The organism is Burkholderia oklahomensis C6786, assembly GCF_000959365.1.
Lineage (GTDB): Bacteria > Pseudomonadota > Gammaproteobacteria > Burkholderiales > Burkholderiaceae > Burkholderia > Burkholderia oklahomensis.
Genome location: NZ_CP009555.1, coordinates 2,968,247 through 2,994,596 on the forward strand (window position 1 = coordinate 2,968,247; position 26,350 = coordinate 2,994,596).

Sequence of the window (26,350 nt, forward strand, 5' to 3'; positions counted from 1 at the left end):
CGTGTTCGATGTTGCGCGCAAGCCGCGCCGTTTCCCGATGACGATGTTCCGATTCCGTATCCTTCCTGTCGCGTTGCTCGGCGCGGCGCTCGCGCTCGCCGGCTGCGACGATCAGCAAAGCGAGCAGACCGTGCAGCGATTCAAGGATTTCTTCAACGCGATCAAACCCGCGCCGCTGTTCCTCAAGGGGCTCACGCCCGGCGTGACGACCGAGGCCGAGATCCGCAGCCAGATGGGGCGTCCCGAGACCGAGCGGGTCTATACGGACGGCTCGAAGCGGCTCGAATATCCGCGCGGCCCGATGGGCAACGAGACCTACATGGTCGACATCGACGCGAACGGCCGCTTCACCGCGGCGACGCAAGTGCTGACGGCCGCGAACTTCGCGAAGATCCGGCCGGGCATGACGGAGGACGAGGTGCGGCGGCTGCTCGGCAAGCCGACCGAGGTCGCGCGCTATCCGCTCAAGCCGGAGACGGTGTGGAGCTGGCGCTGGCTCGAGGATGGCGTCAATCAGGATGCGTTCTTCAACGTTCATTTCGGGCCGGACGGGATCGTCTATACGACCTCGCGCTCGGACATTCTGAAGGGGCACTGAGCGACGCAGCGAAGCGGGGCTCCGAAGGACGGTTCACCGCGGTCGGCGCTTTATTCCGCGGCGCATTGGTGCATCGGTGTACATCCGTCGCGCCTGCGAGCGCCCAGACGCGTGCGCAAGTGCGTGCCGCGGCTCGCCGGTTCCGCTGCGTGCAACGCCCCGGCGGCTGACGCGTGAAGATCTCTGCTCGTCGCTGGCGCTCGCAAGCGCTCTCGAACGGCGTGTCGGCGCTCGGCGTTACTCGTCGCCGGGCGCAATCGGCCTGTCAGTGGACCGGCGGCGCTTGCAGGCTCGGGCCTTCATCTTTCCGCTTGGTCTTCGCGCAGCCGCGTTCCTCGCCTACGGCCGCGCTACGCGGCCACCGACCGTCGAAGCTGTTCCCGGCCATTCCCCGCCATCGTGCGCCGCCGCGAAACGCCCGCTGCCGCCGCTTGCCCGCCGCCCATCGTCTCTATCGCAAAAGCGACTCGAAACTTGCAAAAAAGCGGCGCACGGCGCGCGGCCGGCAACGTCCGGAACCGATGTTTACCCCGCTAAAACAGTGCTGTGCGCACGCTCCGCGTCGGCGCCGGCGTGATATTGCAACGCAGCATTCCGCGCGACCGCCATTTGAGCCGTTTTTTTTCGCTTGCGACTATCCGCGTCAAACCGGCGCAGCCGTCCGTGCGCCATTCCCATCACGATCACGGAGACAAGCGTGTTCCTATACGGCTTCGGTCCGCTCATCTGGGCCGGCACCGTGCAGACGATCGAGCTGTCGGTGCTGTCGCTCGCGGCCGCGATCGCGCTCGGCCTCATCGGCGCGGTGGCGAAGCTCTCGCACAATCGCGTGCTGCGCGCGATCGCGACGGGCTACACGACGCTCATCCGCTCAGTGCCCGATCTCGTGCTGATGCTGTTGCTCTTCTACAGCATCCAGATCTGGCTCAACCAGTTCACCGACCTGATGAGCTGGGATCAGATCGACATCGATCCGTTCGTCGCGGGCGTGCTCACGCTCGGCTTCATCTACGGCGCGTACTTCACCGAGACGTTTCGCGGCGCGTTCCTGTCGGTGCCGCGCGGCCAGCTCGAAGCGGGCAGCGCGTACGGCATGAGCGGGATGCGCGTGTTCGCGCGGATCATGTTTCCTCAGATGATGCGCTTCGCGCTGCCCGGCATCGGCAACAACTGGCAGGTGCTCGTGAAGGCGACCGCGCTCGTGTCGATCATCGGCTTGGCCGACGTCGTGAAGGCCGCGCAGGACGCGGGCAAGAGCACGTTCAACATGTTCTTCTTCATCCTCATCGCGGCGCTCATTTATCTCGCGATCACGACGGTCTCCAATCTCGTGCTCAAGCAGCTCGAGAAGCGTTATTCCATCGGCGTGAGGCACGCGGAACTATGATCGAGATTCTCCAGGAATTCGGGCGCGCGTTCTTCTACTGGGACGGCCAGCGCATGTCGGGGCTTGCGGTCACGCTGTGGCTGCTCGTCGCGTCGCTCGCGATCGGCTTTCTCTGCGCGGTGCCGCTCGCGGTCGCGCGGGTGTCGAAGAATCGCTGGCTGTCGACGCCCGTGCGCTTCTACACGTACGTGTTCCGCGGCACGCCGCTCTACGTGCAACTGCTCCTCATCTACACGGGGATGTACAGCCTCGCGTTCGTTCGCGATCATGCGTTCCTCGATGCGTTCTTCCGAAGCGGCTTCAACTGCGCGATCCTCGCGTTCGCGCTCAACACCTGTGCGTACACGACCGAGATCTTCGCGGGCGCGATCCGCGCGATTCCGCACGGCGAAGTCGAGGCGGCGCGCGCGTACGGGATGAGCCCGTTCACGATGTACCGCCGGGTGATCCTGCCGTCTTCGCTGCGTCGCGCGTTGCCGCTTTACAGCAACGAGGTGATCCTGATGCTGCACGCGACGACGGTCGCGTTCACGGCGACCGTGCCCGACATCCTGAAAGTCGCGCGCGACGCGAATTCGGCGACGTACATGGCGTTCCAGTCGTTCGGAATCGCCGCGCTCATCTATCTTGCGGTATCGTTCGCACTCGTCGCGGCCTTTCGCCGGGCGGAGCGCCACTGGCTCGCGTATCTCGCGGCCGGCCGTCATTGATTTCATTCCAGGGAGAGCCAGTTGGCAGAGACCACGACCACGAACGCCGCGTGCAAGCTCGAGGCGCGGGACATCCACAAGCGCTACGGCGACAACGAGGTGCTGAAGGGCGTGTCGCTGAACGCGAAGGCGGGTGACGTCATCAGCATCATCGGCGCGAGCGGTTCGGGCAAGAGCACGTTTCTGCGCTGCATCAACTTCCTCGAGCGGCCGAACGCGGGTCAGATCGTCGTCGATGGCGAGACGGTGCGCACGAAGGCCGATCGCGCGGGCAATCTCGAAGTCGCCGACCACAAGCAGTTGCAGCGGATCCGCACGAAGCTCGCGATGGTGTTCCAGCACTTCAATCTGTGGGCGCACATGAACGTGCTCGAGAACGTGATGGAAGCGCCCGTGCATGTGCTCGGGCTGTCGCGGCGCGAGGCCGAGGAGCGCGCGCGCGAATACCTCGAGAAAGTGGGGCTGGCGCCGCGCGTCGAGAAGCAGTATCCGTCGCACCTGTCGGGCGGCCAGCAGCAGCGCGTCGCGATCGCGCGCGCGCTGGCGATGCATCCCGACGTGATGCTGTTCGACGAGCCGACGTCGGCGCTCGACCCGGAACTCGTCGGCGAAGTGCTGAAGGTGATGCAAAAGCTCGCCGAAGAAGGCCGGACGATGATCGTCGTTACGCACGAGATGGGTTTCGCGCGCAACGTGTCGAACCATGTGATGTTCCTGCACCAGGGGCGCACCGAGGAAGAGGGCGATCCGGCCGACGTGCTCGCGCGCCCGCGTAGCGAGCGCCTGAAGCAGTTCCTGTCCGGCAGCCTCAAGTAACGGCCGACGCGGCAGGTCGTGACGTCCGTGAATCGTCCAGCCAGTCCCGCCCGCACGATACAGGTGGCGATTGTCGCGTTGCCGCCCGTGTCGATGTCGGGCGTGGGGCCGATCGTCGACGCGTTGAATCTCGCGAACGAGATCGACGGGCGCCTCCTGTACCGCTGGCAGGTGTGCTCGTGGGACGGCCGCGCGGTGCCGCTCGCGGGCGGCGCGCAATGGCACGCGGACGCCGCGTTCAACGACGCGATCGTCTGCGACTGGCTGATCGTCGTCAGCGAGCGGTTCCAGCAGTTCGCCGACTACCGGCTCTTTCTCGCGAGCCTGTCGCGCGTCGGCCAGCGCACGCCGGTCGTGACGGGCATCCATCACGGCGTGTGGTGGCTCGCGATGGCGGGGCAACTGTCGGGCTACCGGGTGAGCGTGAACTGGGAGACGTACCAGCAGTTCGCCGAGCAGTTCGAGCGCTCGATCGTCACGCAGCAGATCTTCGAAATCGACCGCGATCGCGCGACGTGCGCGGGCGGCCAGGCGACCGTCGACTTCATGCTCGCGATGATCGGCCGCGACCACGGGCCGGAGCTGGCGGAGCGGATCGCGGACGCGCTTGGCACGGGGTCGCTTCGGAGCGGCGAGGAGCGCCAGCGGATTCCGTTCGTGACGGCGCCGGGCGAGCGGCACCCGCGGCTGAACGATGCGCTGTTGCTGATGGAGGCGAACATCGAGGATCCGCTGACGACGGACGAGATCGCGGGGTTCGTCGGCGTGTCGAGGCGGCAGCTCGAGCGACTCTTCAGGCAGTATCTCGGTGCGATGCCGTCGAAGTACTACCTGAATCTGCGCTTGTTGAAGGCGCGCACGCAGTTGCAGCGGACGAGCAAGTCCGTCGTGCAGGTCAGTCTCGCTTGCGGGTTTTCTTCGGCGGCGCATTTTTCGAATGCGTATCGGGAGAGGTTCGGTGTCACGCCGCGTGAGGATCGGCGGGCGTGGCTCGAGAAGCAGCATGGAGGCGTCGAGCCGCCTCGGGCGGGGGCGATGGTCGAGAGGCCCTCCGGGCGGGGATGAGTGGTTTCTTTTGGGCTTTTTTTGTCTGTTTTTTTCGGGTGTTTTTTTTCGTGAATGGCCTGTGATGTTAGCGGTCGGTTAGCGTCGCCCCTCCCCGGGGCGGGGGTCACTTTTCTTTGTCTTGCCAAAGAAAAGTAACCAAAAGAAAGGCGCTTTTTCAGCCCCGGCTTACGTCGGCATGCTCGCCCGCGTTGGCACAGCCCCTAACGTGTCGCATCGGAATGGAACACGGAGCGGATCGCGCAGGATCCGTGCCGCCGCACCACCCGCCGGAGCGGTATACCTCCCGCCAGCTCCGTCCTCGCTGCGCTCGGACGACGGGCACATCAGGGCGGGGCGCTCAGGTTCGAATGCTTGCCTGGTGATCGGAGGCATGCGCCATGCGAGATGTGCATGACATGAAAGCGTCGTTTGCCGCGAGTCGAGCGGTGAAGCTGGCGAGAAGAGCAAACGTAGCTCCCTTTGCCGTCCGCCTAAGGACGCGCCTTTCTTTTGGTTACTTTTCTTTGGCAAGACAAAGAAAAGTAACCCCCGCCCCGGGGAGGGGCGACGCTAACCGACCGCCAACATTACAGGCCATTCACGAAAAAAACACCCGAACAACCGACAAAGAATCGCCACCCACGGCAAAACGAGCAAAAGAATCCCGTCCGATAAATCCCGTCGCAATTGCGCAAGACGCATCCCGCGGCGTTGCCTAAACTTGAACGTGTTACCTCTTACGAAACGAAAGGAATCGTCATGAAGAGCCCGAACGTGTCCCGTCAGACTTTCGATGAAGTGATGGTGCCGGTGTTCGCCCCCGCGCCGTTCGTGCCTGATCGCGGCGAAGGCTCGCGCGTGTGGGACACGGAAGGCCGCGACTATGTCGACTTCGCGGGCGGCATCGCCGTCACCGCGCTCGGCCACGGCCATCCGGCGCTCCTCAAGGTGCTCGACGAGCAAGGCCGCAAGCTCTGGCACATCGGCAACGGCTACACGAACGAGCCCGTCCTGCGCCTCGCGAAGCGCCTCGAATCGCTCACGTTCGCCGATCGCGCCTTCTTCGCGAACTCCGGCGCCGAAGCGAACGAGGCCGCCCTCAAGCTCGCGCGCCGCGTCGCGTTCGAACGACACGGCGCCGACAAGTACGAGATCGTGTCGTTCCTCCAGTCGTTCCACGGCCGCACGTTCTTCACGGTCAGCGTCGGCGGACAACCGAAGTACTCCGAAGGCTTCGGCCCCGTGCCCGCCGGCATCAAGCATCTGCCGTTCAACGACATCGCCGCCGCCAAGGCCGCAATCGGCCCGAAGACCTGCGCCGTGATCGTCGAGCCGATCCAGGGCGAAGGCGGCGTCATTCCCGCCGATCCCGCCTTCCTGAAGGCGCTGCGCGAAGCGTGCGACGCGCACGACGCACTGCTGATCTTCGACGAAGTGCAGACGGGCGTCGGCCGCACCGGCCACTTCTACGCGTACATGGACACGGGCGTCACGCCCGACATCCTGACGACCGCGAAGGCGCTCGGCAACGGCTTCCCGATCGGCGCGATGCTCACCACGAAAGCACTCGCCGCGCACTTCAAGGTCGGCGTGCACGGCACGACGTACGGCGGCAATCCGCTCGCGTCGGCGATCGCCGAGAAGGTCGTCGAGCTCGTCAGCGATCCCGCGCTCCTCGAGGGCGTCAACGAACGCAGCGCGCGGCTGAAGGCCGCGCTCGACAGGATCAATGCGCGCTTCAAGCTCTTCAAGGAAGTCCGCGGCAAGGGGCTGCTGATCGGCGTCGAGCTCGTCGACGCGTTCGACGGCCGCGCGAAGGACTTCGTGTCGGCCGCGGCCGAGCACGGCGTCATCATGCTGATCGCGGGCCCGAACGTGCTGCGCTTCGCGCCGTCGCTCGTGATCCCGCTCGACGTGCTCGACGAAGGTCTCGCGCGCTTCGAGAAGGCGGTCGAGCAAGTGCTCGCCGCGCAAGCCGAGGCGGCCTCGCGCTAAGCCGCCCGTATCGCTGACGTAGACAGGAACGACGATGCTCTTCGTACGCCCCGGCAGACTCGCCGATCTCGACGCGCTCGCGCAGATGGCGCGCACCGCGCAACCCGTGCTGCATTCGCTGCCGCACGACCGCGCGGCGCTTGAAGCGCGCGTCGCGCTTTCCGAGGACTCGTTTCGCGCGGAAGTCGACTTCCCCGGCGAGGAGTTCTATCTGTTCGTGCTCGAGGACGGCGCGACGGGCAAGCTGCTCGGCACCGCGAGCATCGTCGCCGCGGCCGGCTACTCGGAGCCGTTCTACGCGTTTCGCAACGACGCGCTGATCCACGCGTCGCGCGAGCTGCACGTGAACCGCAAGATCCACGCGCTCACGATGTCGCACGAATTGACGGGCAAGAGCCGGCTCGCCGGCTTCTACGTCGATCCGTCGCTGCGCGGCGACGCCGCCGCGCACCTGATCTCGCGCGCACGGATGATGTACGTCGCCGCGAACCGCAACCGCTTCACGCCCGAGGTGTTCTCGCTGCTGCTCGGCGTCACCGACGAAACGGGCGCGTCGCCGTTCTGGGAGGCGGTCGGCCGCAAGTTCTTCGGCCGCGATTTCGCCGCGGTCGAGATCGAATCGGGCGGCAGAAGCCGCACGTTCATCGCCGAAGTGATGCCGACCTATCCGCTCTACGTGCCGCTCCTGCCCGAAGCCGCGCAGCGCGTGCTCGGCGAGCCGAACGAACACGCGCTCCTCGCGTACGACATCCATCTCGAAGAAGGCTTCGAGCCGGACCGCTACGTCGACATCTTCGACGCCGGCCCGGTGCTGACCGCGCAGGTCGACCGCACCGCGTGCGTGACGAAGAACGCGCCGCGCACGGTGCGCGAGGCGGCGCGCGCGCGCGGCGACACCACGTATCTGCTGTCGAGCGGGCGCGGCGACGCGTTCCGCTGCGTGCTCGCGGACCTGCCCGCCGACAGCGCCGACGCGCCGCTGCCCGCCGACGTGCGCGCGGCGCTCGACGTCGCCGACGGCGACACGGTGCGCTGCGTGCCGCTGCATCAGCGCGACGGCCAACCGACGGACCAACCAGGAGACGCAGCATGATCGTCGTTCGGGTCGTTCAAACGGGCGACGTGGATGCGCTCGTCTCGCTCGCCCAGGAAACGGGGCCGGGCCTCACCACGTTCAAGCCGGACCGCGACGCGCTTGCCGCGCGGATCGAGCGCGCGCGGCGCACGCTCGAGAATTGCGCGACGCCCGCCGAGGCCGGCTACTTCTTCGTGATGGAAGATTCGCAATCGGGCGACATCGCCGGCGTGTGCGGCATCGAGACCGAAGTGGGTCTCACGCAGCCGTTCTACAACTATCGCGTGAGCACGGTCGTCCACGCGAGCCAGGATCTCGGCGTGTGGACGAAGATGTCGCTGCTGAACATCTCGCACGACCTGACGGGCTATGCGGAAGTGTGCTCGCTGTTCCTGAGCCCGCGCTACCGGACGGGCGGCTTCGGCGGCCTGTTGTCGCGCTCGCGCTTCATGTTCATCGCGCAGTTCCGCGAACGGTTTCCGGAGCGCATCTGCGCGGAGCTGCGCGGCCACTTCGACGAAGACGGCACGTCGCCGTTCTGGCGCGCGGTCGGTTCGCACTTCTATCAGATCGATTTCAACGCCGCCGACTACCTGAGCTCGCACGGCCGCAAGTCGTTCCTCGCGGAACTGATGCCGCGCTTTCCGGTCTACGTCGATCTGCTGCCGCAGGATGCTCAGGACTGCATCGGCGTCACGCATCGCGACACGCTGCCCGCGCGCAAGATGCTCGAAGCGGAAGGGCTGCGCTATCAGAACCACGTCGACATCTTCGACGCGGGCCCCGTGCTCGAATGCCATATCTCGGATCTGCGCACGGTGCGCGAGAGCGTCGTCGTGCCGGTCGAGATCGGCACGCCCGCCGCGCCCGCCGCGCCCGCCGACGCGCCGCGCTCGCTCGTGTCGAACACGTCGCTGTCCGATTTCCGCGTCGGCGTCGCGCCGGGGCTCGTCGAGAACGGCGCGTTCACGCTGTCGGCCGACGACGCCGCCGCGCTGCGCATGAGCGAGGGCGACTTCGTGCGCGTGCTGCCGCTCAAACCCAAACACGGATAACGAACATGACTGAACTCTTCATCGACGGCGCCTGGGTCGACGGCGCGGGCCCCGTCTTCTCGTCGCGCAACCCGGGCACGAACGAGCGCGTGTGGGAAGGCGCGAGCGCGTCGGCGGGCGACGTCGACCGCGCGGTCGCGAGCGCGCGGCGCGCGTTCGCCGGCTGGTCGGCGCTCGATCTCGACGCGCGCTGCGCGATCGTCAAGCGCTTCGCCGCGCTTCTCGTCGAGCGCAAGGAAGCGCTCGCGACGATGATCGGCCGCGAAACCGGCAAGCCGCTGTGGGAAGCGCGCACCGAGGTCGCGTCGATGGCGGCGAAGGTCGACCTCTCGATCACCGCCTATCACGAGCGCACGGGCGAAAAGCGCGCGCCGATGGCCGACGGCGTCGCGGTGCTGCGGCACCGTCCGCACGGCGTCGTCGCGGTGTTCGGCCCGTACAACTTCCCGGGCCATTTGCCGAACGGGCACATCGTGCCGGCGCTCATCGCAGGCAACACGGTCGTGTTCAAGCCGTCGGAGCTCGCGCCCGGCGTCGCGCGCGCGACCGTCGAGATCTGGCGCGACGCGGGACTGCCCGCGGGCGTGCTGAACCTCGTGCAAGGCGAGAAGGACACGGGTGTCGCGCTCGCGAACCATCGGCAGATCGACGGGCTCTTCTTCACCGGCAGCTCGGACACGGGCACGCTGCTGCACAGGCAGTTCGGCGGCCGGCCCGAGATCGTGCTCGCGCTCGAGATGGGCGGCAACAATCCGCTCGTCGTCGCGGACGTCGCCGACGTCGATGCGGCCGTCCATCACGCGATCCAGTCGGCGTTCCTGTCGGCGGGGCAGCGCTGCACGTGCGCGCGCCGCATCCTCGTGCCGCAAGGCGCGTTCGGCGATCGCTTCCTCGCGCGCTTCGCGGACGTCACGTCGAAGATCACGGCCGATGTCTACGACGCCGATCCGCAGCCGTTCATGGGCGCGGTAATTTCGGCGCGCGCGGCCGCGCGTCTCGTCGCCGCGCAGGCGCGGCTCGTCGAGCTGGGCGCCGTGCCGATCGTCGAGATGAAGCAGCGCGACCCGGCGCTCGGCTTCGTGAACGCGTCGATCGTCGACGTGACCGGCGTGCGCGATTTGCCCGACGAGGAACACTTCGGCCCGCTCGCGCAGATCGTCCGCTACACGGATCTCGACGACGCGATCGCGCGCGCGAACGACACCGCGTTCGGCCTGTCGGCGGGGCTCCTCGCCGACGACGAGCAAGCCTGGGACACGTTCCGCCGCGCGATTCGCGCCGGCATCGTGAACTGGAACCGGCCGACCAACGGCGCGTCGTCGGCGGCGCCGTTCGGCGGCGCGGGCCGCTCGGGCAATCATCGCCCGAGCGCGTACTACGCGGCCGATTACTGCGCGTACCCGATGGCGTCGGTCGAAAGCGCGCAATTGCAGATGCCCGCGAGCCTGTCGCCGGGCCTTCATTTCTGAGCAGGATGCGACGATGAACGCTAAAGAAGCCAATTTCGACGGGCTCGTCGGCCCGACCCATAACTACGCGGGGCTGTCGTTCGGCAACGTCGCGTCGCTGTCGAACGAGAAGTCCGACGCGAATCCGAAGGCGGCCGCGAAGCAGGGGCTGCGCAAGATGAAGCAGCTCGCGGACCTCGGCTTCGCGCAGGGCGTGCTGCCGCCGCAGGAGCGGCCGTCGCTGCGCCTGCTGCGCGAGCTCGGCTTTTCCGGCAAGGACGCCGACGTGATCGCGAAGGCGGCGAAGCAGGCGCCCGAGATCCTCGCGGCCGCGAGCTCCGCGTCCGCGATGTGGACCGCGAACGCGGCGACGGTGAGCCCGTCCGCGGACACGAGCGACGGCCGCGTGCACTTCACGCCGGCGAACCTGTGCAGCAAGCTGCATCGCGCGATCGAGCACGAGTCGACGCGCCGCACGCTCGCCGCGATCTTCGCGGACGAGTCGCGCTTCGCGGTGCACGACGCGCTGCCCGGCACGCCCGCGCTCGGCGACGAAGGCGCGGCGAACCACACGCGGTTTTGCGCGGAGTACGGCGCGCCCGGCGTCGAGTTCTTCGTGTACGGCCGCTCCGAATACCGGCGCGGGCCGGAGCCGACGCGCTTCCCGGCGCGCCAGACGTTCGAGGCGAGCCGCGCGGTCGCGCACCGCCACGGCCTGCGCGAAGAGGCGACGATCTATGCGCAGCAGAGCCCGGACGTGGTCGATGCGGGCGTGTTCCACAACGACGTGATCGCGGTCGGCAATCGCGACACGCTGTTCTGCCACGAGCGCGCGTTCGTCGGCAAGCAGGCGATCTACGATGCGCTGGCCGCGTCGCTCGGCGCGCTCGGCGCGAAGCTGAACGTGATCGAGGTGCCGGATCGCGCGGTGAGCGTCGCCGATGCGGTCGGCTCGTATCTGTTCAACAGCCAGCTGCTGACGCGCGAAGACGGCGCGCAGATGCTCGTCGTGCCGCAGGAATGCCGCGAGAATGCGAACGTGTCGGCGTATCTCGACGAGCTCGTCGCCAGCAGCGGGCCGATTCGCGACGTGCGCGTGTTCGATCTGCGCGAGAGCATGAAGAACGGCGGCGGGCCCGCGTGCCTGCGGCTGCGCGTCGTGCTGAGCGACGCGGAGCGCGCGGCGGTGAAGCCGAACGTGTGGATCGACGACACGCTGTTCGCGTCGCTCGACGCGTGGATCGACACGCACTATCGCGACCGGCTGTCGTCCGTGGATCTCGCCGATCCGGCGCTGCTCGACGAATCGCGCACCGCGCTCGACGAACTGACGCGGATCCTCGGCCTCGGCTCGCTCTATGACTTCCAGCGCTGATCGCGGCAGCGACGCCGTCTGGCTCGGCGACTTCCTCGCGCTGACGCTCGCGGGCGACACGCCGCGCGCGGACGCGGGCGAATGCGCGTCGCGCGCGGTGCGCTGGCGCTGGCTCGGCGACGGCCTGCTGCAACTCGAGCCGGCCGACGCGGCGCTGCGGATGCAGAGCGTGCTCGTGTCGGCGGGCGTGCACGGCGACGAGACGGCGCCGATCGAGCTGCTGTCGATGCTCGTGCGCGATCTCGCGCGCGGCGCGCTGCCGCTGCGCTGTCGGCTGCTCGTCGCGCTCGGCAATCCGGGCGCGATGCGCGCGGGCGAGCGCTATCTCGACGACGATCTGAACCGCCTGTTCAGCGGCCTTCATGCGCAGCGCGCGACGAGTCGCGAGGCGCCGCGCGCCGCGGAGCTGGAAGCGGCCGCGGCGCGCTTTTTCGCGACGGCGGGCCGCGCGCGCGGCGCGCGCTGGCACATCGACATGCACACGGCGATCCGCGCGTCGGTGTTCGAGCAGTTCGCGCTCTTGCCGTACACGGGCGAGCCGCCGACGCGCACGATGTTCGAGTGGCTCGGCGCAGCGAGGATCGCGGCGGTGCTGCTGCATACGGTGAAGGGCAGCACGTTCTCGCATTTCACGGCGGAGTCCTGCGGCGCGCTCGCGTGCACGCTCGAGCTCGGCAAGGTGATGCCGTTCGGCGAGAACGACCTCGCGCGTTTCGCGGGCGCCGACGCGGCCGTGCGCGGCCTCGTGTCCGGCCGCCGCGACGCGTCGCGCGGGCCGCTGCCGCGCGTGTTCACGGTCGTCGACCAGATCACGAAGCAAAGCGACGCGCTCGAGCTGTTCGTCGCGAAGGACGTGCCGAACTTCACGCCGTTCGCGCAAGGCACGCTGCTCGCGCGCGACGGCGACTACCGCTATGCGGTGCGTCACGCGGAGGAGCGTATCGTGTTTCCGAATCCGTCCGTGAAGCCCGGCTTGCGGGCGGGGCTGCTCGTCGTCGAGACGACGGACGACACGCACGCCGCGCTCGCGTGAGCCGCGCGCGGCGTGCGTCGGTGGAGCAGGGCTACTGCGCGAGCCCTTCGGCGACGAGCGCTTCGCGCACCTTCGGCCGTGCGGCGACGCGCTCCATGAACGCGCGCACGCGCGGATACGCATCGAGCGGCAACTGCAGGAAGTTCGACCAGTTGACGATCGTAAACAGATAAATGTCGGCGACCGTGAAGCGGCCGATCAGATAATCGCGGCCTTCGAGATGCGCGTCGACGTCCTTCAGGCGCGTGTCGATCCGCGCGACGCAGGCCTGCCGCGTCGAATCGGCGGTGTCCTTGCGCCATAGCCATCCATAGCTCTTGTGCAGCTCGGTCGCGACGAAGGACAGCCATTCGATCGTGTCGTAGCGCTCGGCGGTGCCGTGCACGGGAATCAGCGCGCCCGCGTTCACGAGATCGCCGATCCGCTGCAGCAGCGCGGCGGCTTCGGTGTGGCGCGAGCCGTCGTCGAATTCGACGAGCGGCACGTAGCCGCGCGGCGAGATCGCGTAATAGTCGCTGCCGTCCGCGAGTTCGTGCTTCTGCAGATCGACCTTGACGCCTTCGAACGGAATGCCGCCTTCCGTCAGCGCGATGCGCACGGCGAGCGAGCATGCGCCGGGTGAGTAATAAAGCTTCATCGGTTGACGCCTCCTCTGGAAAGATCCGGGGGCCGATTGGCCGGGACGCGCCGAAGCGGCCGGCGCGCATCGTTAAAATAGCACCGCCTCGCGCGGGCGGCATGCGGGCGCGCAATTGCGGCGCGTGACGGGGCCTTCGCGATCGTCGCGGCGCGGCTTCTCGCGTATCGAGCCGCCTCGTGCGCGGATGCGACATCGTCTTGCGCTTTTCGCGCGCTGACGCGTTGCGAGCCGCAATGACCACCGTTCACCCCGTTTCGGCCGCGCGCGCCCGCGCGGGGCGGTACAATCGCGCGGTTGCGGCTGTTGCGCCGCATCAAGAGCGGTCCGTGCATTTGTCCGGACGACCCGGCGCTGCGAAGATGCGCCGGTACGAGTAGCGTGTTGAGTCCATTTGATCGTATCGAGGAGATCTCCCTGATGAAGTTGACGTGGCAAAAGACGGCCGCCTGCGCGCTCGCAGCGGCCGCAGCCTTTGCGACGAGCGGCGCGTTCGCCGCTGACCTGAAGGAAATCCGCTTCGGCGTCGAGGCGTCGTATGCGCCGTTCGAATACAAGACGCCGGACGGCAAGCTGGCGGGCTTCGACGTCGACATCGGCAACGCCGTGTGCGCGAAGCTGAAGGTGAAGTGCGTATGGGTCGAGAACGCGTTCGACGGACTGATTCCGGCGCTGCAGGCCCGGAAGTTCGACGCGATCAACTCCGACATGACGATCACCGACCAGCGTCGCCGGGCGATCGATTTCACCGACCCGATCTACACGATCCCGAACCAGTTGATCGCGAAGAAGGGCAGCGGGCTGCTGCCGACGACCGCGTCGCTGAAGGGCAAGCGCATCGGCGTGCTGCAGGGCACGATCCAGGAGGTGTACGCGAAGAAGCGCTGGGCGCCGGCGGGTGTCGAAGTCGTGCCGTACCAGACGCAGGATCTCGCGTACGAAGACCTGAAGTCGGGCCGTCTCGACGCGACGTTCCAGGATTCGGAAGCGGGGGCGAAGGGCTTCCTGTCGAAGCCGCAAGGCGCGGGCTTCGCGTTCGCGGGCGGCCATGTGAGCGATGCCGAGATCCTCGGCGCGGGTGTCGGCTTCGGTCTGCGCAAGAACGATGCTCAGCTGAAGACCGCGGTCAACCAGGCACTGAAGGAACTGAAGGCCGACGGCACGATCGACGGCCTCGCGAAGAAGTACTTCAGCGTGCCCGTGACGCTCAAGTAACGCATTCGACGGGCGGCTCGCCGCCGCGTCTCGATGCTCGATCCGGCCGGCCGCGCAAGCGGCCGGTTTCGTTTCGGCGCGCGGCTTGCCCGCTAGAGGCCGTCGTGTCAGCCGATGCGCCTTCGTCGCGGCAAGCGCGGGGACGCGATCGGCCGCGCGGCGGCGCGCATCATGCGCCGTGCGGCGCGTCGATCGGACGCTGCTCCGCCATCGGCGCATCCGCGCGAAGATGCGCGTCGCTCGTCGGACGGCCGAGATAGTCGGTCCAGCACTTGCGCTCGATGTCGTAGAGCTTGCAGCGCCGCGCCGTATCGAAATACCAGCGCCAGCTGAAGCGCTGCACGACGATCCGCCCCGGCAGCATCGCTTCGAGCTTCGCCTGCGCGTCCTTGAGCCCGTACAGCGGGATGCTCATGTCGACGTGGTGCGCGGTGTGCTCCATGATGTGATGCAACAGGCCGCCGATGCCGAACGGGAACGTCAGATGCAGCGTCGTCGACACGAACGGCGCCGTGCGCGACCATTCGGTGCGGTTCGCGTGCCACGAGATCCGTGGATCGGTGTGGTGGACGTAGACGACGAAGCCGATCATCGAGCACCAGAACAGGAACGGAACGACGACGCCCGCGACGAGCAGCAGGAGCGTCGATTGATGCGTCGCCGCGGCGATCCGGACGACCGCGCCGATCCAGATCGCGGCGAAGCCGGTAACGAGCAGGCAGTCGCGCCGGAACACGGGCCGCGATGCGCCGAGGTAAGTCTTTGCCGGAAAGTACATCCGCAGCCACCAGATCTCGACGAGATAGTAGAGCCCGGGCGCCCAGCCGCTGCGATAGAGGCGGTCGAGGAAGCGCCGCGTCGGCGACAGCGCGGCGAACTCGTCGGGCGTATGCGGCGCCCATACGAAGTCGAAGCCTTTCAGGTTCGTGTAGCCGTGATGGACGACGTTGTGGCCGACTTCCCACAGGCTGTACGGCGTCAGCGACGGCAGGAACGCGATGCGGCCGAGCCACCGGTTGAGCCGGTGATTCGGCGTGAGGCTCTGGTGGCACGCGTCGTGGCCGATGATGAACAGGCGCCCGGTGACGAAGCCGGCCGCCATGCCGCAGACGATTTTCACGATGCTCGACGGCGCGAGCAGCGCGCCTGCGAACGCGGCGAAGAGCAGCAGGTAGTCGACGACGAGCAGCACGATCGAGCGCGCGATCACGCGCTGGCCGAACGGGGTGATCCACGAGCGGATGACCTTGCGATGCGGCATCGGCTCGTCGACATGAACCGGGGTGAAAGAGTCGTTCATAAGATCGGCACCACAAAAAGACTTCGAAGCGCCGACGCCCATGCTCCGCGATGCGCCGACCGAACGGCGTCGACGGGCGGGGGAGGGCGGCGGCGCGCACATCGGTCGCCGGATCGCAGACGGAACGCGTGCCGCGCGCGGCATCGCGATCCTGACCGTGCCGGCGAGCGCGATCGGCGATCGCATCGGCGGAGGATTCGGCGAGCGAATCGGAAACGGCTCGCGCGCGACATCGGCGAATCCAATATTGCGTTCACGCCGGGCAAACGGTCCGGCCGACGCACGCATTCCGCCGACACGATTCGGCGACGACAAAAGCAATGTCGCCCCGCGCGGGACGGCATCGACGAAAGGCAAGGCAACGGCTATCGCGACATCATGTTCATGTTGACGTTGTGCATGACCCAGAGCGTGCCGAAGATCAGGATCAGCGCGGTCAGCACCGTGTAGCTGAACGCCATCACGTTCCAGCGCTGGCTCGACGACGTGTTCATGTGCAGGAAGTACACGAGGTGCACGACGATCTGCACGCCCGCGAGCACGGCGAGCGACACGAGCGCCTCGCGCGGCGGCAGCACGCCGCCCATCACGAGGCCGAACGATGCGGCCGTCAGCAGCACCGACAGCATGAAGCCCGCGATGTAGCCGCCTACGGTGCCGTGCGCTTCATCGCCGTGAGAATGATGCGTATGTGCCATTTAGATCACGCTCGCAAGATAGACAAAGGAAAACACGCAGATCCAGACGATATCGAGGAAGTGCCAGAAGAGACTGAGGCACGTGAGCCGGCGCACGTCACGCTCGGTCAGCTCGGGGCGGCGCAGCGCCTGCAGCGCGAGCACGACCATCCACACGAGGCCGGCCGTCACATGCAGCCCGTGCGTGCCGACGAGCGTGAAGAACGACGACAGGAACGCGCTGCGCTGCGGTCCCGCGCCTTCGGCGATCAGATGCGAGAACTCGCGCAACTCCATCGCGAGGAACGCCGCGCCGAGCACGAACGTCACCGCGAGCCAGCCGAACACCGCGCCGCGCCGCCGCTTGTGCGCCCCGATCATCGCGAAGCCGTACGTGATGCTGGAGAGCAGCAGCGCGGCGGTTTCGAGCGCGACGCCGGGAATGTCGAACAGGTCCTTGCCGGTCGGGCCGCCCGCGAACTGGTTGCCGAGCACCGCGAACGTGGCGAACAGCGCCGCGAAAACGATGCAGTCGGTCATCAGGTACAGCCAGAAGCCGAACACCGAATGCGACGGCGGATGATCGTGCGATGCCGCGTGATCGAGCATCATCGTGTTGTGCGACATCAGTTGACCTCCAGTTCGACTTCCGCCGGCCGTGCCGGAATGCGCGTGCCGCCGCGCTTTTCTTCGATCTTGCGGACCGTTTCGGCCGGAATGTAATAGCCGTCGTTATCGCGCGCGCTGTACAGGATCACCGTCGCGACGATGCCGGCGAGCGCCGCGATCGCGAGCCACCAGATGTGCCACACGAGCGCGAAGCCGAGGATCAGGCTGAGCGCGCCGATGACAAGGCCCGCACTCGTGTTCGACGGCATGTGGATGTCCTGATAGACGATCTTCTTGCCGGTGCCGAGACCGAGGCCGTGTTCCTTGCGGTACGCGAATTCGTCGAGCGCGTGCACGGTCGGGATCACCGCGAAGTTGTAGACGGGCGGCGGCGACGTCGTCGCCCATTCGAGCGTGCGGCCGTTCCACGGATCGCCCGTCGCGTCGCGGTATTCGGGCTGGTTGCGGTTGCGCACCGCGACCCACACCTGCGCGACCTGATGCAGCACGCCGACCGCGATCAACGCGACGCCGCATGCGGCGACGATGAGCCACGGATGCCACGCCGGATTGTCGTAATGGTTCAGACGCCGCGTCATCCCCATGAAGCCGAGCACGTAGAGCGGCACGAACGACACGTAGAAGCCGACGAACCAGCACCAGAACGCGCGCTTGCCGAGCTTCTCGTCGAGCTTGAAGCCGAACGCCTTCGGGAACCAGTAATGGAAGCCCGCGAAATAGCCGAACACGACGCCGCCGATGATCGCGTTATGGAAGTGCGCGATCAGGAACAGGCTGTTGTGCAGCACGAAGTCCGCGCCGGGAATCGCCATCATCACGCCCGTCATCCCGCCGAGCGTGAACGTCACCATGAAGCCGATCGTCCACAGCACGGGCGCGGTGAACTCGATGCGGCCGCGGTACATCGTGAACAGCCAGTTGAAGATCTTCACGCCGGTCGGAATCGCGATGACCATCGTCATGATGCCGAAAAACGCGTTGACGTTCGCGCCCGAGCCCATCGTGAAGAAGTGGTGCAGCCACACGAGGAACGCGAGCACCATGATCACGCACGACGCGTAGACCATCGTCTTGTAGCCGAAGAGCGGCTTCTTCGCGAACGTCGAGATCACTTCCGAGTAGATGCCGAACGCGGGCAGCACGAGGATGTACACCTCCGGATGGCCCCAGGCCCAGATCAGGTTCAGGTAGATCATCGCGTTGCCGCCGGCGTCGTTCGTGAAGAAGTGCATGCCGAGATAGCGGTCGAGGCCGAGGAGGGCGAGCGCGACGGTCAGGATCGGGAACGTCGCCATGATGAGGACGTTCGAGCAGAGCGCGGTCCACGTGAACACCGGCATCTTCATCAGCGTCATGCCGGGCGCGCGCATCCGGATGATCGTCACGAAGAAGTTGATCGCGGTGATCAGCGTGCCGACGCCGGATATCTGCAGCGCCCACAGATAGTAGTCGACGCCGACGCCCGGACTGAACTGCAGCTCCGACAGCGGCGGATACGCGAGCCAGCCCGTCTGCGCGAATTCGCCGACGACGAGCGAGACGTTCATCAGCAGCGCGGCGACGGCCGTCATCCAGAAGCTCAGTGAGTTGAGGAACGGGAACGCGACGTCGCGCGCGCCGATCTGCAGCGGCACGATCAGGTTGAAGAGGCCGACGAGCAGCGCCATCGCCATGAAGAAGATCATGATGACGCCGTGCGCGGTGAAGATCTGGTCGTAATGGTGCGGCGGCAGATAACCGGGACCGTTGTACGCGAACGCGAGCTGCAGGCGCATCATCACGGCATCCGCGAAGCCGCGCAGCAGCATCAGCACCGCGACGACGAGATACATCACGCCGATCTTCTTGTGGTCGACCGACGTGAGCCACTCGGTCCACAGCCATTTCCAGCGCTTCGTATAGGTCAGCGTGCCGACGACCGAGAGCGCGACGAGCGCCATGAGCGCGGCCGCGCCCATGACGATCGGCTGATCGAACGGGATGGCCGAAAGCGTCAATTTACCGAACATGCGTTACCCCTTCGTCCGACAAGCGGCGTCCGTCAGATCGAGGACGTGGCCGTTGTTGTATTTCGCGATGATGTTGTGAAAAAGGCGCGGGTCGACCGTCGAGTAGTAGCGCACCGGCTGTTTTTCGCTAGGCTGCGCGAGCCGGGCATACGCGGTCATGTCGAGCCGCTCCGACGACGCGCGCACCTTCGCGACCCACGCGTCGAACGCGTCGCGCGGCGTCGCGAGCGTGCGGAACTTCATGTCGGAGAAGCCGCGGCCGCTGTAATTCGCGGAGATTCCGGCGAAGTCGCCCGGCTCGTCGGCGATCAGGTGCAGGCGCGTCTGCATGCCGGCCATCGCGTAGACCTGCGTGCCGAGCTGCGGAATGAAGAACGAATTCATCACCGAATCGGACGTGATCCGGAAATTGATCGGCGTGCCGACCGGCACCGCAAGTTGGTTTACCGAAGCAATGCCGAGGTCCGGATAGACGAACAGCCATTTCCAGTCGAGCGCGACGACCTCGACGTCGATCGGCTTCACCGACGATTCGAGCGGCCGATACGGATCGAGCTCGTGCGTCGTCTTCCACGTGAGAATGCCGAGGAACAGGATGATCAGCGACGGGACGGTCCAGATGACGATCTCGATCGCGGTCGAGTGCGCCCACTTCGGCGCGTAGGTCGCGTTGCGGTTCGAGGCGCGGTAGCGCCATGCGAACAGCAGCGTCAGGAAGATCACCGGCACGACGACGATCAGCATCGCCCACGTCGACGTCGCGATCAGCGATTTCTCCGCGGCGCCGACCGCGCCTTTCGGATCGAGCACGTGCAGCTCGCTGCATCCGGAAAGACCTGCGACGAGTCCTAATCGCAAGATCGCGGACGTTCTACTCGTAATTCTTCGGACCATTACATTCGCCTGAGTGTGTGATGAAGCGGGCTTGCGAGACGTCGAAACGCCATCGTCGAACTTGATGCGACAACCAGTCGCTTTGGCGGCGGAATGTAGCGGAATTTCGCGCGGCTCATGTTGACGATTCGCAAACAACAAACGGGGCGAGGTCTTGATGTTTGTTCAGACGGACTCAACGCGTGGCGAAAAAGCGCGCATGAAAGGCGGCTCGAACGGAAAAAGCCGACGCGGCGCGCGCTCGCGCCGACCGCCGCAGACGGCCGCGCACGGCCCGAAAAGCTTGTGCTGAATCAACGGGAACGAAGATCGGCGAGCGAAAGGCCCGAGCGGCATGTACCTTCGAAGACGCGAGCCGTCAGGTCGCCCTCGAGTCACAAACCACTTCCGTTCTTCGATGCAATATCTCTCACCCGAGCTGAAACTCGACGATCCGTTCGTCGACGCCGTTCATACGGAATTCGTCCAGCTGCTCGATGCGGCCGCGCGTGCGGACGACGCGCATTTCCTGCAGGCGTTCGACGCCTGGGCCGATCACTGCCGGCAGCACTTCGAACGAGAAGAGCGCTGGATGGCGAGCACGAAATTCGGGCCGCAGTATTGCCATGCGGCCGATCACGACGAAGTGCTGAAGGTGGCGGCCGCGGTGCGCGAGAAGGTCGCGCGCGACGCGCAGTTCGAACTGGGCCGCCGGCTGCTGGTCGAGGTATCGGAATGGTTCGATCATCACGTCCGGACGATGGATTCGATGATGGTCGCGCACCTGAAGATGCTCAATTTCGCGATGACGGACGAGCAGACCGAAGTCTGACGCGGCTCCGCCGATCGTGGAGCGGCGGTGCGAAGACGGCGAACGGAGCAGGGCGCGGCTGCGGCTGGCTCAGTTGCGCAACGATCGGGCATCGCGTTCGTTCGAGCGCGATGCGTGTTGCACGTCCGCCTTCGAACATGCGAGCGTCATCGCGTTCGCGCGGCTCCCTTCGCCGGCATCGCGATCGCGAACTCATGCAGCTTTTCGGCCGCGCTCAATCCGTTCTTCGCCGGCGGACCGACGAGATCGGCGAGCGTCGCGCCGTCCAGCTCCTTGAAGTACGCGCGCAGTGCGCTGTCGAGCAGCCGCTCGAGCCGGCATTTCGCCGCGAGCATGCAAGTGTTCGTGTGCCGGTCGAAGCACTCGACGAGACGAAAATCGGTTTCGGATGCGCGGATCACGTCTCCGATGCCGATGCGCCCGGGCGGCAGCGCAAGACGCACGCCGCCGCCGCGACCGCGCGTCGTCTCGAGCGTGCCCTGGCGCGCGAGGCTGTTGACGATTTTCGTCAGGTGATTCTTGGACACGTTGTGGCGCTCGGCGAGTTCGGCGATCGTGATGAGTCGGTCCGGATTCGACGCGCAGTACATCAGCACGCGCAACGTGTAGTCCGTGTATTCAGAGAGTCGCATACGTGGCAAAAAGAGGCATGTCTTATGTTGCTGTCGAGGAGGGGGCGATATAACATGCTCAATACATGCACGTTATATCGCTAACCGATGCATGTTGCAAGCCAGGTGATCGCCGACGGCATTTCCCCGCAGGTGGCGAGCGTTCCACACCGGCCGCGCGCCGCATCTCTCTCCCTTTTCAAGAGCCATGTCATGACCGAGCAGTACGCATCCATCATCGACGTTCGCAGGATTCCTCATCACAAGCGCCACGCGCTGATCTTCGGCACCTTCGACGCATTGCCCGGCGGCGAAGCATTGCAGCTCATCAACGATCACGATCCGAAGCCGCTTTATTACCAGCTCGAGGAGCGCGCGTCCGATTCGTTCGAATGGACCTATCTGGAGGCCGGGCCGTCGCAGTGGCGTGTGCAGATCGCGAAGCGCGACGGCGCATTCGGCCACGATGCGGGCGATAGCTGCTGCTCGGGCGGCGGCTGCGGCGGTTGAGTCGCGTGATGCGGCGTCCGGCCTGCGTGTCGCGTCGCATCGCTGCGGCGAGCCGGGGCGGGCGTCGGTGTGTCGTGCGGCGCGTCATGCTCCCGCACGGACAAGCATCGTTTCTCCCGGCCTCGAAGCTGTCGAACCCGATCGAGAAAACGCCCGCGAGCGCGGGCGGCAAAGATGCGATCGATCGGCTTCAGCGTGTCGTCATTTCATTGCTACGGCGCTTTCGCGTCAGAGACCGAGCGTCAGCATCGCCGTCTCCGACATTCGCGAGCGATCCCACGGCGGATCGAACGCCATGTCGACGTTGACCTCGCCGACGAACGGCAGCGCGAGCACCTTGTCGGCAACTTCGTCGGCGAGCGCTTCGCCCATTCCGCAGCCGGGCGCCGTCAACGTCATCCTGATCGACACGCGCAGCCGATCGTGCTCGGCGGGCTCGATCGTGCACGCGTAGATGAGGCCGAGCTCGACGATGTCGACCGGAATCTCCGGGTCGTAGCAGGTCTTCAGCGTCTGCCAGATGAACGCTTCGGCCTCGTCCGGCGAGACGTCGTCCGGCACGTCGATGGTCTCGGGCGGAACCCGGCCGATCGCGTCCGCATCCGCGCCGCGCAGCCGCACCATCTGGCCGCCGACGACGAGCGTGAAGTTCGTGCCGAGCGCCTGCGTGACTTCGGCGATCGTGCCCGCCGGAATGTCGAGCGGCGCGCCGGACGGCACGCATTCGACCGCGACTGCTCGCTGCACGACGACAGTTTCTTTCGGTCGTCTCATGATGTTCTCGACTCCTGATCGAACGAAGCGGCCGCGGGCGTGTCGAGCGCGTGCGCGAGCGCATGCCAGCCGAGCAGCGCGCATTTGATGCGGCTCGGATAGCGCCGCACGGCGACGAGGCTCGCGAGCTTGCCGAGATACGCTTCGTCGGGCTCGGCCTGGCCCGTCAGCACCGCGCGGAATCGCTGCTGCAGCTGTCGCGCGGCTTCGACGTCGCGGCCGATCACGGCCTCCGTCATCATCGACGCGGACGCGATGCAGATCGCGCAGCCGTGGCCGTCGAAGCGGATGTCGCCGACCCGACCGCCTTCGATGCGCAACTGCACCTTCAGATCGTCGCCGCATTGCGGATTGTGCCCACGCGCTTCGTGCGTCGGATCGCCGAGCTTGCCGAAGTGACGCGGCGCGCGCTTGTGCTCGACGATGAGCTCCTGATAGAGCGTGCTTTGCGCGTCGGTGGGCGCAGCGAGGGAGGAAGTCGGATTCATCGCAATACCTTCAGTGCTCGCGCGACGCCGGCCACGAGACGTTCGACCTCGTCGTGCGTGTTGTAGAGCGCGAACGACGCGCGCGTCGTCGGCCCGCAGCCGAGCCGCTCGAGAAGCGGCTGCGCACAGTGGTAGCCCGTGCGCACCGCGATGCCGCGCTCGTCGAGCAAGGTGCCGATGTCGTGCGGATGCGCGCCGTCGGCGGCGAACGACACGATCGCCGACGATGCGCGCTCGGCGAGCACGGTCACGCCGTCGATCGCCGCGAGGCCCGCGGCCGCGTGATCGCGCAGCGCGCGCACGTGCGCGTCGATCGTCGCACGGCCGATTTCGTCGATGTAGTCGGCGGCCGCCGCCATCCCGACGACGCCCGCGACATTCGGCGTGCCGCCTTCGAGCCGCGCCGGCAATGCGTCGAATGTCGCGTCCGCTTCGCTGACCCAGCTCACCATGTCGCCGCCGAAGCGCAGCGGGACGAGCCGCTCGAGCGCGTCACGGCGGCCGGCGAGCGCGCCCGTTCCCATCGGTCCGTACATCTTGTGGCCGGAGAACGCGACGAAGTCGCACGCGAGCGTCGACAGTTCCGGCACTTCGTGGCCGACCGCCTGCGCCGCGTCGAGCACCGTCAGCGCGCCCGCCGCGCGCGCGGCCGCGAGCAGCGCTTCGTACGGCGGCCGCTCGCCCGTCGCGTTCGAGCAGGCCGTTACCGCGAACACGCGGGTGCGCGGCGTCAGCAATCGTTCGAGGTCCTTCACATGCAGACGGCCTTGCGGATCGGGATGGAGGATCCGCAATCGCGCACCGCAGCGGCGCGCGGCCATTTGCCACGGCACGAGGTTCGCGTGGTGCTCGAGCGCGCTGACGACGATCTCGTCGCCTTCGCGCAGCACCGCGGGCGCGTGTCCCGGAAGCGACAGGCCTTGCGCGACGAGATTCAGCGCGTCGGTCGTGCCGGACGTGAAGACGAGCAGGTGATCGGCGCCTGCGCCGACGAAGCGCGTCAGCGTATCGCGCGCACGCTCGTACGCGTCGGTCGCGCGCTGGCTCAGCGTATGGACGCCGCGATGAATGTTCGCGCGATCGCACTCGTCGAAGCGGCGCATCGCGGCAAGGACGGACTGCGGCATCTGCGTCGTCGCCGCGTTGTCGAGATAGGCGAGCGGCACGCCGTTGATGCGCTGCGCGAGCGCCGGAAACGCGCTCGCCATCGCGGCGGAGCGCAGCGTGTCACCCATGACGGCTCTCCGGTTGTTCGGCGAGGTGCCGTGCGACTTCGCGTGCGAGCAGCGCGTCGCCGCCGAGCGTCTCCAGCATGCCGGGCGTGTCGATGCCGCGTGCGAGCGCCGCGTGCGCCATCCCGGTGACGATCATCGCCAGCGCGTCGCGCCGATCGAGACCGCGCTGGCAGGCGTAGAAGAGCGCGTCGTCGGGCAATGCGCCCCACGTCGCGCCGTGCGCCGCCTGCACGTCGTCGTGATGGATCTCGAGATGCGGTCGCAGCACGACGCGCGGCTCGCCGCTCGTCGGAATGCCGCTCAGACGCTGCCGAAGATCGGCGCCCGCCGCGCCCGCCGCGATCGACGAAAACGCGTTCGCGACGACCTGAGCATCGCCGCTCGCGAGCGCGAGCGTATCGATCGAGCTTTGCGTGTGCGCCGCGGCGTGCGCCGCGCGCACTTGCTGCTCGAGCTTCGCATGTGCCGATGCGAACAGCACGCCGGACGCGCGTGCGAGCGCGCGTTCGCCGCGCAGGTCGAGCACGGTGCGCTGCAAGTGGTAGTCGCTGCCCGTGCCGAGCAGCGATTGCCGGTATTGCGCGTCGCGCTCGAGCCGCACGTGCACGTGATGCGCGATCCGGTCGTGCGTGCCGGGTGTCGCGATGCGCAGATGCTCGAGCGACGCGCCGGCGCCGAGCCGCACGTACGCATGCAGATTCTGCGTGACCGGGCGGCTCCGGCCCGCGAGATCGTGCCCGTGCGACTCGATCAGCACGCAGTGCGCGCCGGGCTGCACGTCGATGACGACGAGCGGCGCTTCGACGCTCGCATGCGGCTGCAGTCGAAGCTGCAGCATCGCGGGCGCGCGGCGCGTCGGGCCGCTGCCGATGCGCAGACGCAGGCCCGCTTCGCACAGCGCGCGATGCGCCCAGAAAAACGGTGCGGCGTCGTCGCCGGGTTGCGTCGGCAGATCCGCGAATAGCGCGGCGCGCTCGGCGGGATCGGCGGCGCTCAGCCAGCACGCATCGACATGCTCGAGCGAGCCGGAACCGACGGGCGCGAGCATCCAGCCGGCGCGCGCGGCGGGCAGGTCGATCGCGTGTGCGCCGCGAACGTCGTCGCCGAGCCACGCATCGGCCGCGGGCGGCGGCAGATGACGGAACGATTCGGCGCGGCGGGAGATCCAGCCGTGTTCCGCCAATTGGCGGCGGGCGGCGAGCCTTTCGGCGATCCTGTCGGTGTCTGTTGTCGTCATCGCGTCAGGCCTCCACGAGCGCGCCGGTGCGAGCGAAACCCTTTGCGGAGATCTCGCGCGCAAGGCCGAGATCGCCGGATTCGACGATCCGACCGCGATCGAGCAGCAGCACGGCGTCGGGCGCGAGCGACTCGATCATCTGCAGGTAATGCGACACGATCACGAACGTGGTGCCTTGCTCGCGCAACTGACCGATGAGATCGATCGCCGCGCGCACGCCGTCGACATCCATCCCCGAGTCGATCTCGTCGAGCATCGCGAGCCGCGGCCGCAGCAGCGCGAGCTGCAGCAGCTCGTTGCGCTTGCGCTCGCCGCCCGAGAAACCTTCGTTCATCGAACGATTGAGCATTGCCTCGGACAGGCCGATGCGCGCGGCGGCCGCGCGCGCGTCGCCGAGAAAATCGACCGCATCGAGCGCGCCATCGCCGCGCGCCTCGCGCACCGCGTTGAGCGCGGTACGGATGAAGTGACTGTTCCTTACGCCGGGAACGTCGGGCGGCGCCTGGAATGACAGGAACAGGCCGGCGCGCGCGCGGTCCTGCACGTTCATCGCGAGCAGATCCTGCCCGGCGAATCGCGCGCGGCCGTGCGCGACGCGATACGCCGGATGGCCCGCGAGCGTCATGCCGAGCGTGCTCTTGCCGCTGCCGTTCGCGCCCATCAGCACGACGAGCGTGCCCGCCGGCACGTCGAGCGACACCGATTGCAGCACGCGGCGCTCGGCGACGTCGACGCTCAGGTCGAATACCTGCAGCAAGGGTTCGGATTGGCTCATGGTTCTTC

26 protein-coding genes and 2 pseudogenes are annotated in these 26,350 nt (G+C 67.0%); 16 read left to right on the forward strand and 12 right to left on the reverse strand.

Translation table 11 applies throughout. The features are described from left to right. The first annotated feature begins 37 nt into the window (after nt 1-37). From bamE to astE, 12 genes and pseudogenes are all read left to right on the forward strand, one after another. Nucleotides 38-598, forward strand: coding sequence for an outer membrane protein assembly factor BamE domain-containing protein (gene bamE / locus BG90_RS13435; protein ID WP_025989919.1), 561 nt, complete (start codon nt 38-40; stop codon nt 596-598). 697 nt (nt 599-1,295) lie between these two features. Beyond that, nucleotides 1,296-1,985, forward strand: a complete 690-nt coding sequence (locus tag BG90_RS13440) for an ABC transporter permease (RefSeq protein WP_045568165.1) — start codon at nt 1,296-1,298, stop codon at nt 1,983-1,985. After that, a complete protein-coding gene (locus tag BG90_RS13445) occupies nt 1,982-2,695 on the forward strand; it encodes an ABC transporter permease (RefSeq protein WP_010105237.1) in 714 nt (237 codons plus the stop codon). Before BG90_RS13440 ends, BG90_RS13445 begins: the two co-directional genes overlap by 4 nt. A 21-nt stretch (nt 2,696-2,716) precedes the next feature. Beyond that, the gene (locus BG90_RS13450) at nt 2,717-3,511 is read left to right on the forward strand and encodes an ABC transporter ATP-binding protein (RefSeq protein ID WP_045568166.1); all 795 of its coding nucleotides are present in this window, start codon (nt 2,717-2,719) and stop codon (nt 3,509-3,511) included. Between the two features lie 27 nt (nt 3,512-3,538). Further along, nucleotides 3,539-4,576, forward strand: a complete 1,038-nt coding sequence (locus BG90_RS13455) for a GlxA family transcriptional regulator (protein ID WP_010105233.1) — start codon at nt 3,539-3,541, stop codon at nt 4,574-4,576. 121 nt (nt 4,577-4,697) lie between these two features. Continuing rightward, nucleotides 4,698-4,941, forward strand: a pseudogene (locus tag BG90_RS37855) (ion transporter). 376 nt (nt 4,942-5,317) lie between these two features. After that, a complete protein-coding gene (locus BG90_RS13460) occupies nt 5,318-6,553 on the forward strand; it encodes an aspartate aminotransferase family protein (RefSeq protein ID WP_010116326.1) in 1,236 nt (411 codons plus the stop codon). 34 nt (nt 6,554-6,587) lie between these two features. Then, nucleotides 6,588-7,646 carry an arginine/ornithine succinyltransferase subunit alpha gene (aruF, locus tag BG90_RS13465; protein WP_010116325.1) on the forward strand — a complete coding sequence of 353 codons (1,059 nt, stop codon included), beginning with the start codon at nt 6,588-6,590 and terminating at the stop codon, nt 7,644-7,646. Continuing rightward, nucleotides 7,643-8,683, forward strand: a complete 1,041-nt coding sequence (astA, locus tag BG90_RS13470) for an arginine N-succinyltransferase (RefSeq protein WP_010116324.1) — start codon at nt 7,643-7,645, stop codon at nt 8,681-8,683. Before aruF ends, astA begins: the two co-directional genes overlap by 4 nt. 5 nt (nt 8,684-8,688) lie before the next feature. Next, nucleotides 8,689-10,152, forward strand: a complete 1,464-nt coding sequence (astD, locus tag BG90_RS13475) for a succinylglutamate-semialdehyde dehydrogenase (RefSeq protein WP_010116323.1) — start codon at nt 8,689-8,691, stop codon at nt 10,150-10,152. 13 nt (nt 10,153-10,165) lie between these two features. Continuing rightward, entirely contained in the window at nt 10,166-11,506 is a 1,341-nt protein-coding gene (gene astB, locus BG90_RS13480) for an N-succinylarginine dihydrolase (RefSeq protein ID WP_010105228.1), read from the forward strand. Beyond that, a complete protein-coding gene (gene astE / locus BG90_RS13485; RefSeq protein WP_010116322.1) occupies nt 11,490-12,539 on the forward strand; it encodes a succinylglutamate desuccinylase in 1,050 nt (349 codons plus the stop codon). The genes astB and astE overlap by 17 nt, the downstream gene beginning before the upstream one ends. A gap of 31 nt (nt 12,540-12,570) precedes the next feature. Here astE and gstA read toward each other — a convergent pair whose 3' ends face one another. Next, on the reverse strand, nt 12,571-13,176 hold the full coding sequence (gene gstA / locus BG90_RS13490) for a glutathione transferase GstA (RefSeq protein ID WP_010105221.1): 606 nt from the start codon (nt 13,174-13,176) through the stop codon (nt 12,571-12,573). 420 nt (nt 13,177-13,596) lie between these two features. Between gstA and BG90_RS13495 the strand changes: the two genes are divergently transcribed. Then, nucleotides 13,597-14,391, forward strand: coding sequence for an ABC transporter substrate-binding protein (locus BG90_RS13495; protein ID WP_010105220.1), 795 nt, complete (start codon nt 13,597-13,599; stop codon nt 14,389-14,391). Nucleotides 14,392-14,560: 169 nt separating this feature from the next. Here BG90_RS13495 and BG90_RS13500 read toward each other — a convergent pair whose 3' ends face one another. Then, the gene (locus BG90_RS13500) at nt 14,561-15,793 is read right to left on the reverse strand and encodes a fatty acid desaturase (protein WP_107950868.1); all 1,233 of its coding nucleotides are present in this window, start codon (nt 15,791-15,793) and stop codon (nt 14,561-14,563) included. Here BG90_RS13500 and BG90_RS36435 point away from each other — a divergent pair. Next, the gene (locus BG90_RS36435) at nt 15,675-16,082 is read left to right on the forward strand and encodes a hypothetical protein (protein WP_162486566.1); all 408 of its coding nucleotides are present in this window, start codon (nt 15,675-15,677) and stop codon (nt 16,080-16,082) included. The genes BG90_RS13500 and BG90_RS36435 overlap by 119 nt on opposite strands. Here BG90_RS36435 and cyoD read toward each other — a convergent pair. Genes cyoD through cyoA form a run of 4 tightly spaced genes read right to left on the reverse strand, consistent with a single transcriptional unit; the run spans nt 16,057 to nt 19,901 of the window. Continuing rightward, nucleotides 16,057-16,389 carry a cytochrome o ubiquinol oxidase subunit IV gene (gene cyoD / locus BG90_RS36990; RefSeq protein WP_010116320.1) on the reverse strand — a complete coding sequence of 111 codons (333 nt, stop codon included), beginning with the start codon at nt 16,387-16,389 and terminating at the stop codon, nt 16,057-16,059. The genes BG90_RS36435 and cyoD overlap by 26 nt on opposite strands. Beyond that, nucleotides 16,390-16,995, reverse strand: coding sequence for a cytochrome o ubiquinol oxidase subunit III (gene cyoC, locus BG90_RS36995; protein ID WP_010105214.1), 606 nt, complete (start codon nt 16,993-16,995; stop codon nt 16,390-16,392). Further along, complete coding sequence (cyoB, locus tag BG90_RS13515) at nt 16,995-19,007, reverse strand: cytochrome o ubiquinol oxidase subunit I (protein ID WP_045568168.1); 2,013 nt, start codon at nt 19,005-19,007, stop codon at nt 16,995-16,997. Before cyoB ends, cyoC begins: the two co-directional genes overlap by 1 nt. 3 nt (nt 19,008-19,010) lie before the next feature. Continuing rightward, nucleotides 19,011-19,901, reverse strand: coding sequence for a ubiquinol oxidase subunit II (gene cyoA / locus BG90_RS13520; RefSeq protein WP_045568169.1), 891 nt, complete (start codon nt 19,899-19,901; stop codon nt 19,011-19,013). A 397-nt stretch (nt 19,902-20,298) separates the two neighbouring features. On the opposite strand from cyoA, the gene BG90_RS13525 reads away from it, so the two are divergent. Next, nucleotides 20,299-20,712 (forward strand): bacteriohemerythrin, encoded by a 414-nt coding sequence (locus BG90_RS13525; protein WP_010105199.1) that lies wholly within the window; start codon nt 20,299-20,301, stop codon nt 20,710-20,712. Nucleotides 20,713-20,858: 146 nt separating this feature from the next. On the opposite strand, the gene BG90_RS13530 is transcribed toward BG90_RS13525, so the two are convergent. Next, on the reverse strand, nt 20,859-21,344 hold the full coding sequence (locus BG90_RS13530) for an RrF2 family transcriptional regulator (RefSeq protein WP_010105195.1): 486 nt from the start codon (nt 21,342-21,344) through the stop codon (nt 20,859-20,861). Between the two features lie 91 nt (nt 21,345-21,435). Between BG90_RS13530 and BG90_RS13535 the strand changes: the two are divergent. After that, nucleotides 21,436-21,833 (forward strand): annotated as a pseudogene (locus BG90_RS13535) (DUF2249 domain-containing protein). 228 nt (nt 21,834-22,061) lie between these two features. Here the strand turns inward: BG90_RS13535 and sufT are convergent. From sufT to sufC, 5 genes are read right to left on the reverse strand one after another with little or no spacing between them, the layout of a single operon-like run. Beyond that, on the reverse strand, nt 22,062-22,607 hold the full coding sequence (gene sufT / locus BG90_RS13540; protein WP_010105191.1) for a putative Fe-S cluster assembly protein SufT: 546 nt from the start codon (nt 22,605-22,607) through the stop codon (nt 22,062-22,064). Further along, the gene (sufU, locus tag BG90_RS13545; RefSeq protein ID WP_010116317.1) at nt 22,604-23,095 is read right to left on the reverse strand and encodes a Fe-S cluster assembly sulfur transfer protein SufU; all 492 of its coding nucleotides are present in this window, start codon (nt 23,093-23,095) and stop codon (nt 22,604-22,606) included. The genes sufT and sufU overlap by 4 nt, the downstream gene beginning before the upstream one ends. Then, nucleotides 23,092-24,330: an aminotransferase class V-fold PLP-dependent enzyme gene (locus BG90_RS13550; RefSeq protein WP_010116316.1), complete on the reverse strand. Its 1,239-nt coding sequence runs from the start codon at nt 24,328-24,330 to the stop codon at nt 23,092-23,094. The genes sufU and BG90_RS13550 overlap by 4 nt, the downstream gene beginning before the upstream one ends. Continuing rightward, entirely contained in the window at nt 24,323-25,567 is a 1,245-nt protein-coding gene (locus BG90_RS13555) for a SufD family Fe-S cluster assembly protein (RefSeq protein ID WP_025989918.1), read from the reverse strand. The genes BG90_RS13550 and BG90_RS13555 overlap by 8 nt, the downstream gene beginning before the upstream one ends. Nucleotides 25,568-25,571: 4 nt before the next feature. Further along, a complete protein-coding gene (gene sufC, locus BG90_RS13560) occupies nt 25,572-26,342 on the reverse strand; it encodes a Fe-S cluster assembly ATPase SufC (RefSeq protein ID WP_025989917.1) in 771 nt (256 codons plus the stop codon). Nucleotides 26,343-26,350 lie beyond the last annotated feature (8 nt).

Excerpts from the sequence above, each read along its gene's own strand:
- astD (WP_010116323.1), top strand. The coding sequence starts at position 8,689 with ATGACTGAACTCTTCATCGACGGCGCCTGGGTCGACGGCGCGGGCCCC.
- astE (WP_010116322.1), top strand. The coding sequence starts at position 11,490 with ATGACTTCCAGCGCTGATCGCGGCAGCGACGCCGTCTGGCTCGGCGAC.
- astB (WP_010105228.1), top strand. The coding sequence starts at position 10,166 with ATGAACGCTAAAGAAGCCAATTTCGACGGGCTCGTCGGCCCGACCCAT.
- BG90_RS13550 (WP_010116316.1), bottom strand. The coding sequence starts at position 24,330 with ATGGGTGACACGCTGCGCTCCGCCGCGATGGCGAGCGCGTTTCCGGCG.
- sufT (WP_010105191.1), bottom strand. The coding sequence starts at position 22,607 with ATGAGACGACCGAAAGAAACTGTCGTCGTGCAGCGAGCAGTCGCGGTC.
- cyoA (WP_045568169.1), bottom strand. The coding sequence starts at position 19,901 with ATGGTCCGAAGAATTACGAGTAGAACGTCCGCGATCTTGCGATTAGGA.
- cyoB (WP_045568168.1), bottom strand. The coding sequence starts at position 19,007 with ATGTTCGGTAAATTGACGCTTTCGGCCATCCCGTTCGATCAGCCGATC.
- astA (WP_010116324.1), top strand. The coding sequence starts at position 7,643 with ATGATCGTCGTTCGGGTCGTTCAAACGGGCGACGTGGATGCGCTCGTC.
- bamE (WP_025989919.1), top strand. The coding sequence starts at position 38 with ATGACGATGTTCCGATTCCGTATCCTTCCTGTCGCGTTGCTCGGCGCG.
- cyoC (WP_010105214.1), bottom strand. The coding sequence starts at position 16,995 with ATGTCGCACAACACGATGATGCTCGATCACGCGGCATCGCACGATCAT.
- sufC (WP_025989917.1), bottom strand. The coding sequence starts at position 26,342 with ATGAGCCAATCCGAACCCTTGCTGCAGGTATTCGACCTGAGCGTCGAC.
- BG90_RS13555 (WP_025989918.1), bottom strand. The coding sequence starts at position 25,567 with ATGACGACAACAGACACCGACAGGATCGCCGAAAGGCTCGCCGCCCGC.
- BG90_RS13500 (WP_107950868.1), bottom strand. The coding sequence starts at position 15,793 with ATGTGCGCGCCGCCGCCCTCCCCCGCCCGTCGACGCCGTTCGGTCGGC.
- sufU (WP_010116317.1), bottom strand. The coding sequence starts at position 23,095 with ATGAATCCGACTTCCTCCCTCGCTGCGCCCACCGACGCGCAAAGCACG.
- BG90_RS13525 (WP_010105199.1), top strand. The coding sequence starts at position 20,299 with ATGCAATATCTCTCACCCGAGCTGAAACTCGACGATCCGTTCGTCGAC.
- BG90_RS13460 (WP_010116326.1), top strand. The coding sequence starts at position 5,318 with ATGAAGAGCCCGAACGTGTCCCGTCAGACTTTCGATGAAGTGATGGTG.
- BG90_RS13530 (WP_010105195.1), bottom strand. The coding sequence starts at position 21,344 with ATGCGACTCTCTGAATACACGGACTACACGTTGCGCGTGCTGATGTAC.
- gstA (WP_010105221.1), bottom strand. The coding sequence starts at position 13,176 with ATGAAGCTTTATTACTCACCCGGCGCATGCTCGCTCGCCGTGCGCATC.
- BG90_RS13445 (WP_010105237.1), top strand. The coding sequence starts at position 1,982 with ATGATCGAGATTCTCCAGGAATTCGGGCGCGCGTTCTTCTACTGGGAC.
- BG90_RS13495 (WP_010105220.1), top strand. The coding sequence starts at position 13,597 with ATGAAGTTGACGTGGCAAAAGACGGCCGCCTGCGCGCTCGCAGCGGCC.
- cyoD (WP_010116320.1), bottom strand. The coding sequence starts at position 16,389 with ATGGCACATACGCATCATTCTCACGGCGATGAAGCGCACGGCACCGTA.
- aruF (WP_010116325.1), top strand. The coding sequence starts at position 6,588 with ATGCTCTTCGTACGCCCCGGCAGACTCGCCGATCTCGACGCGCTCGCG.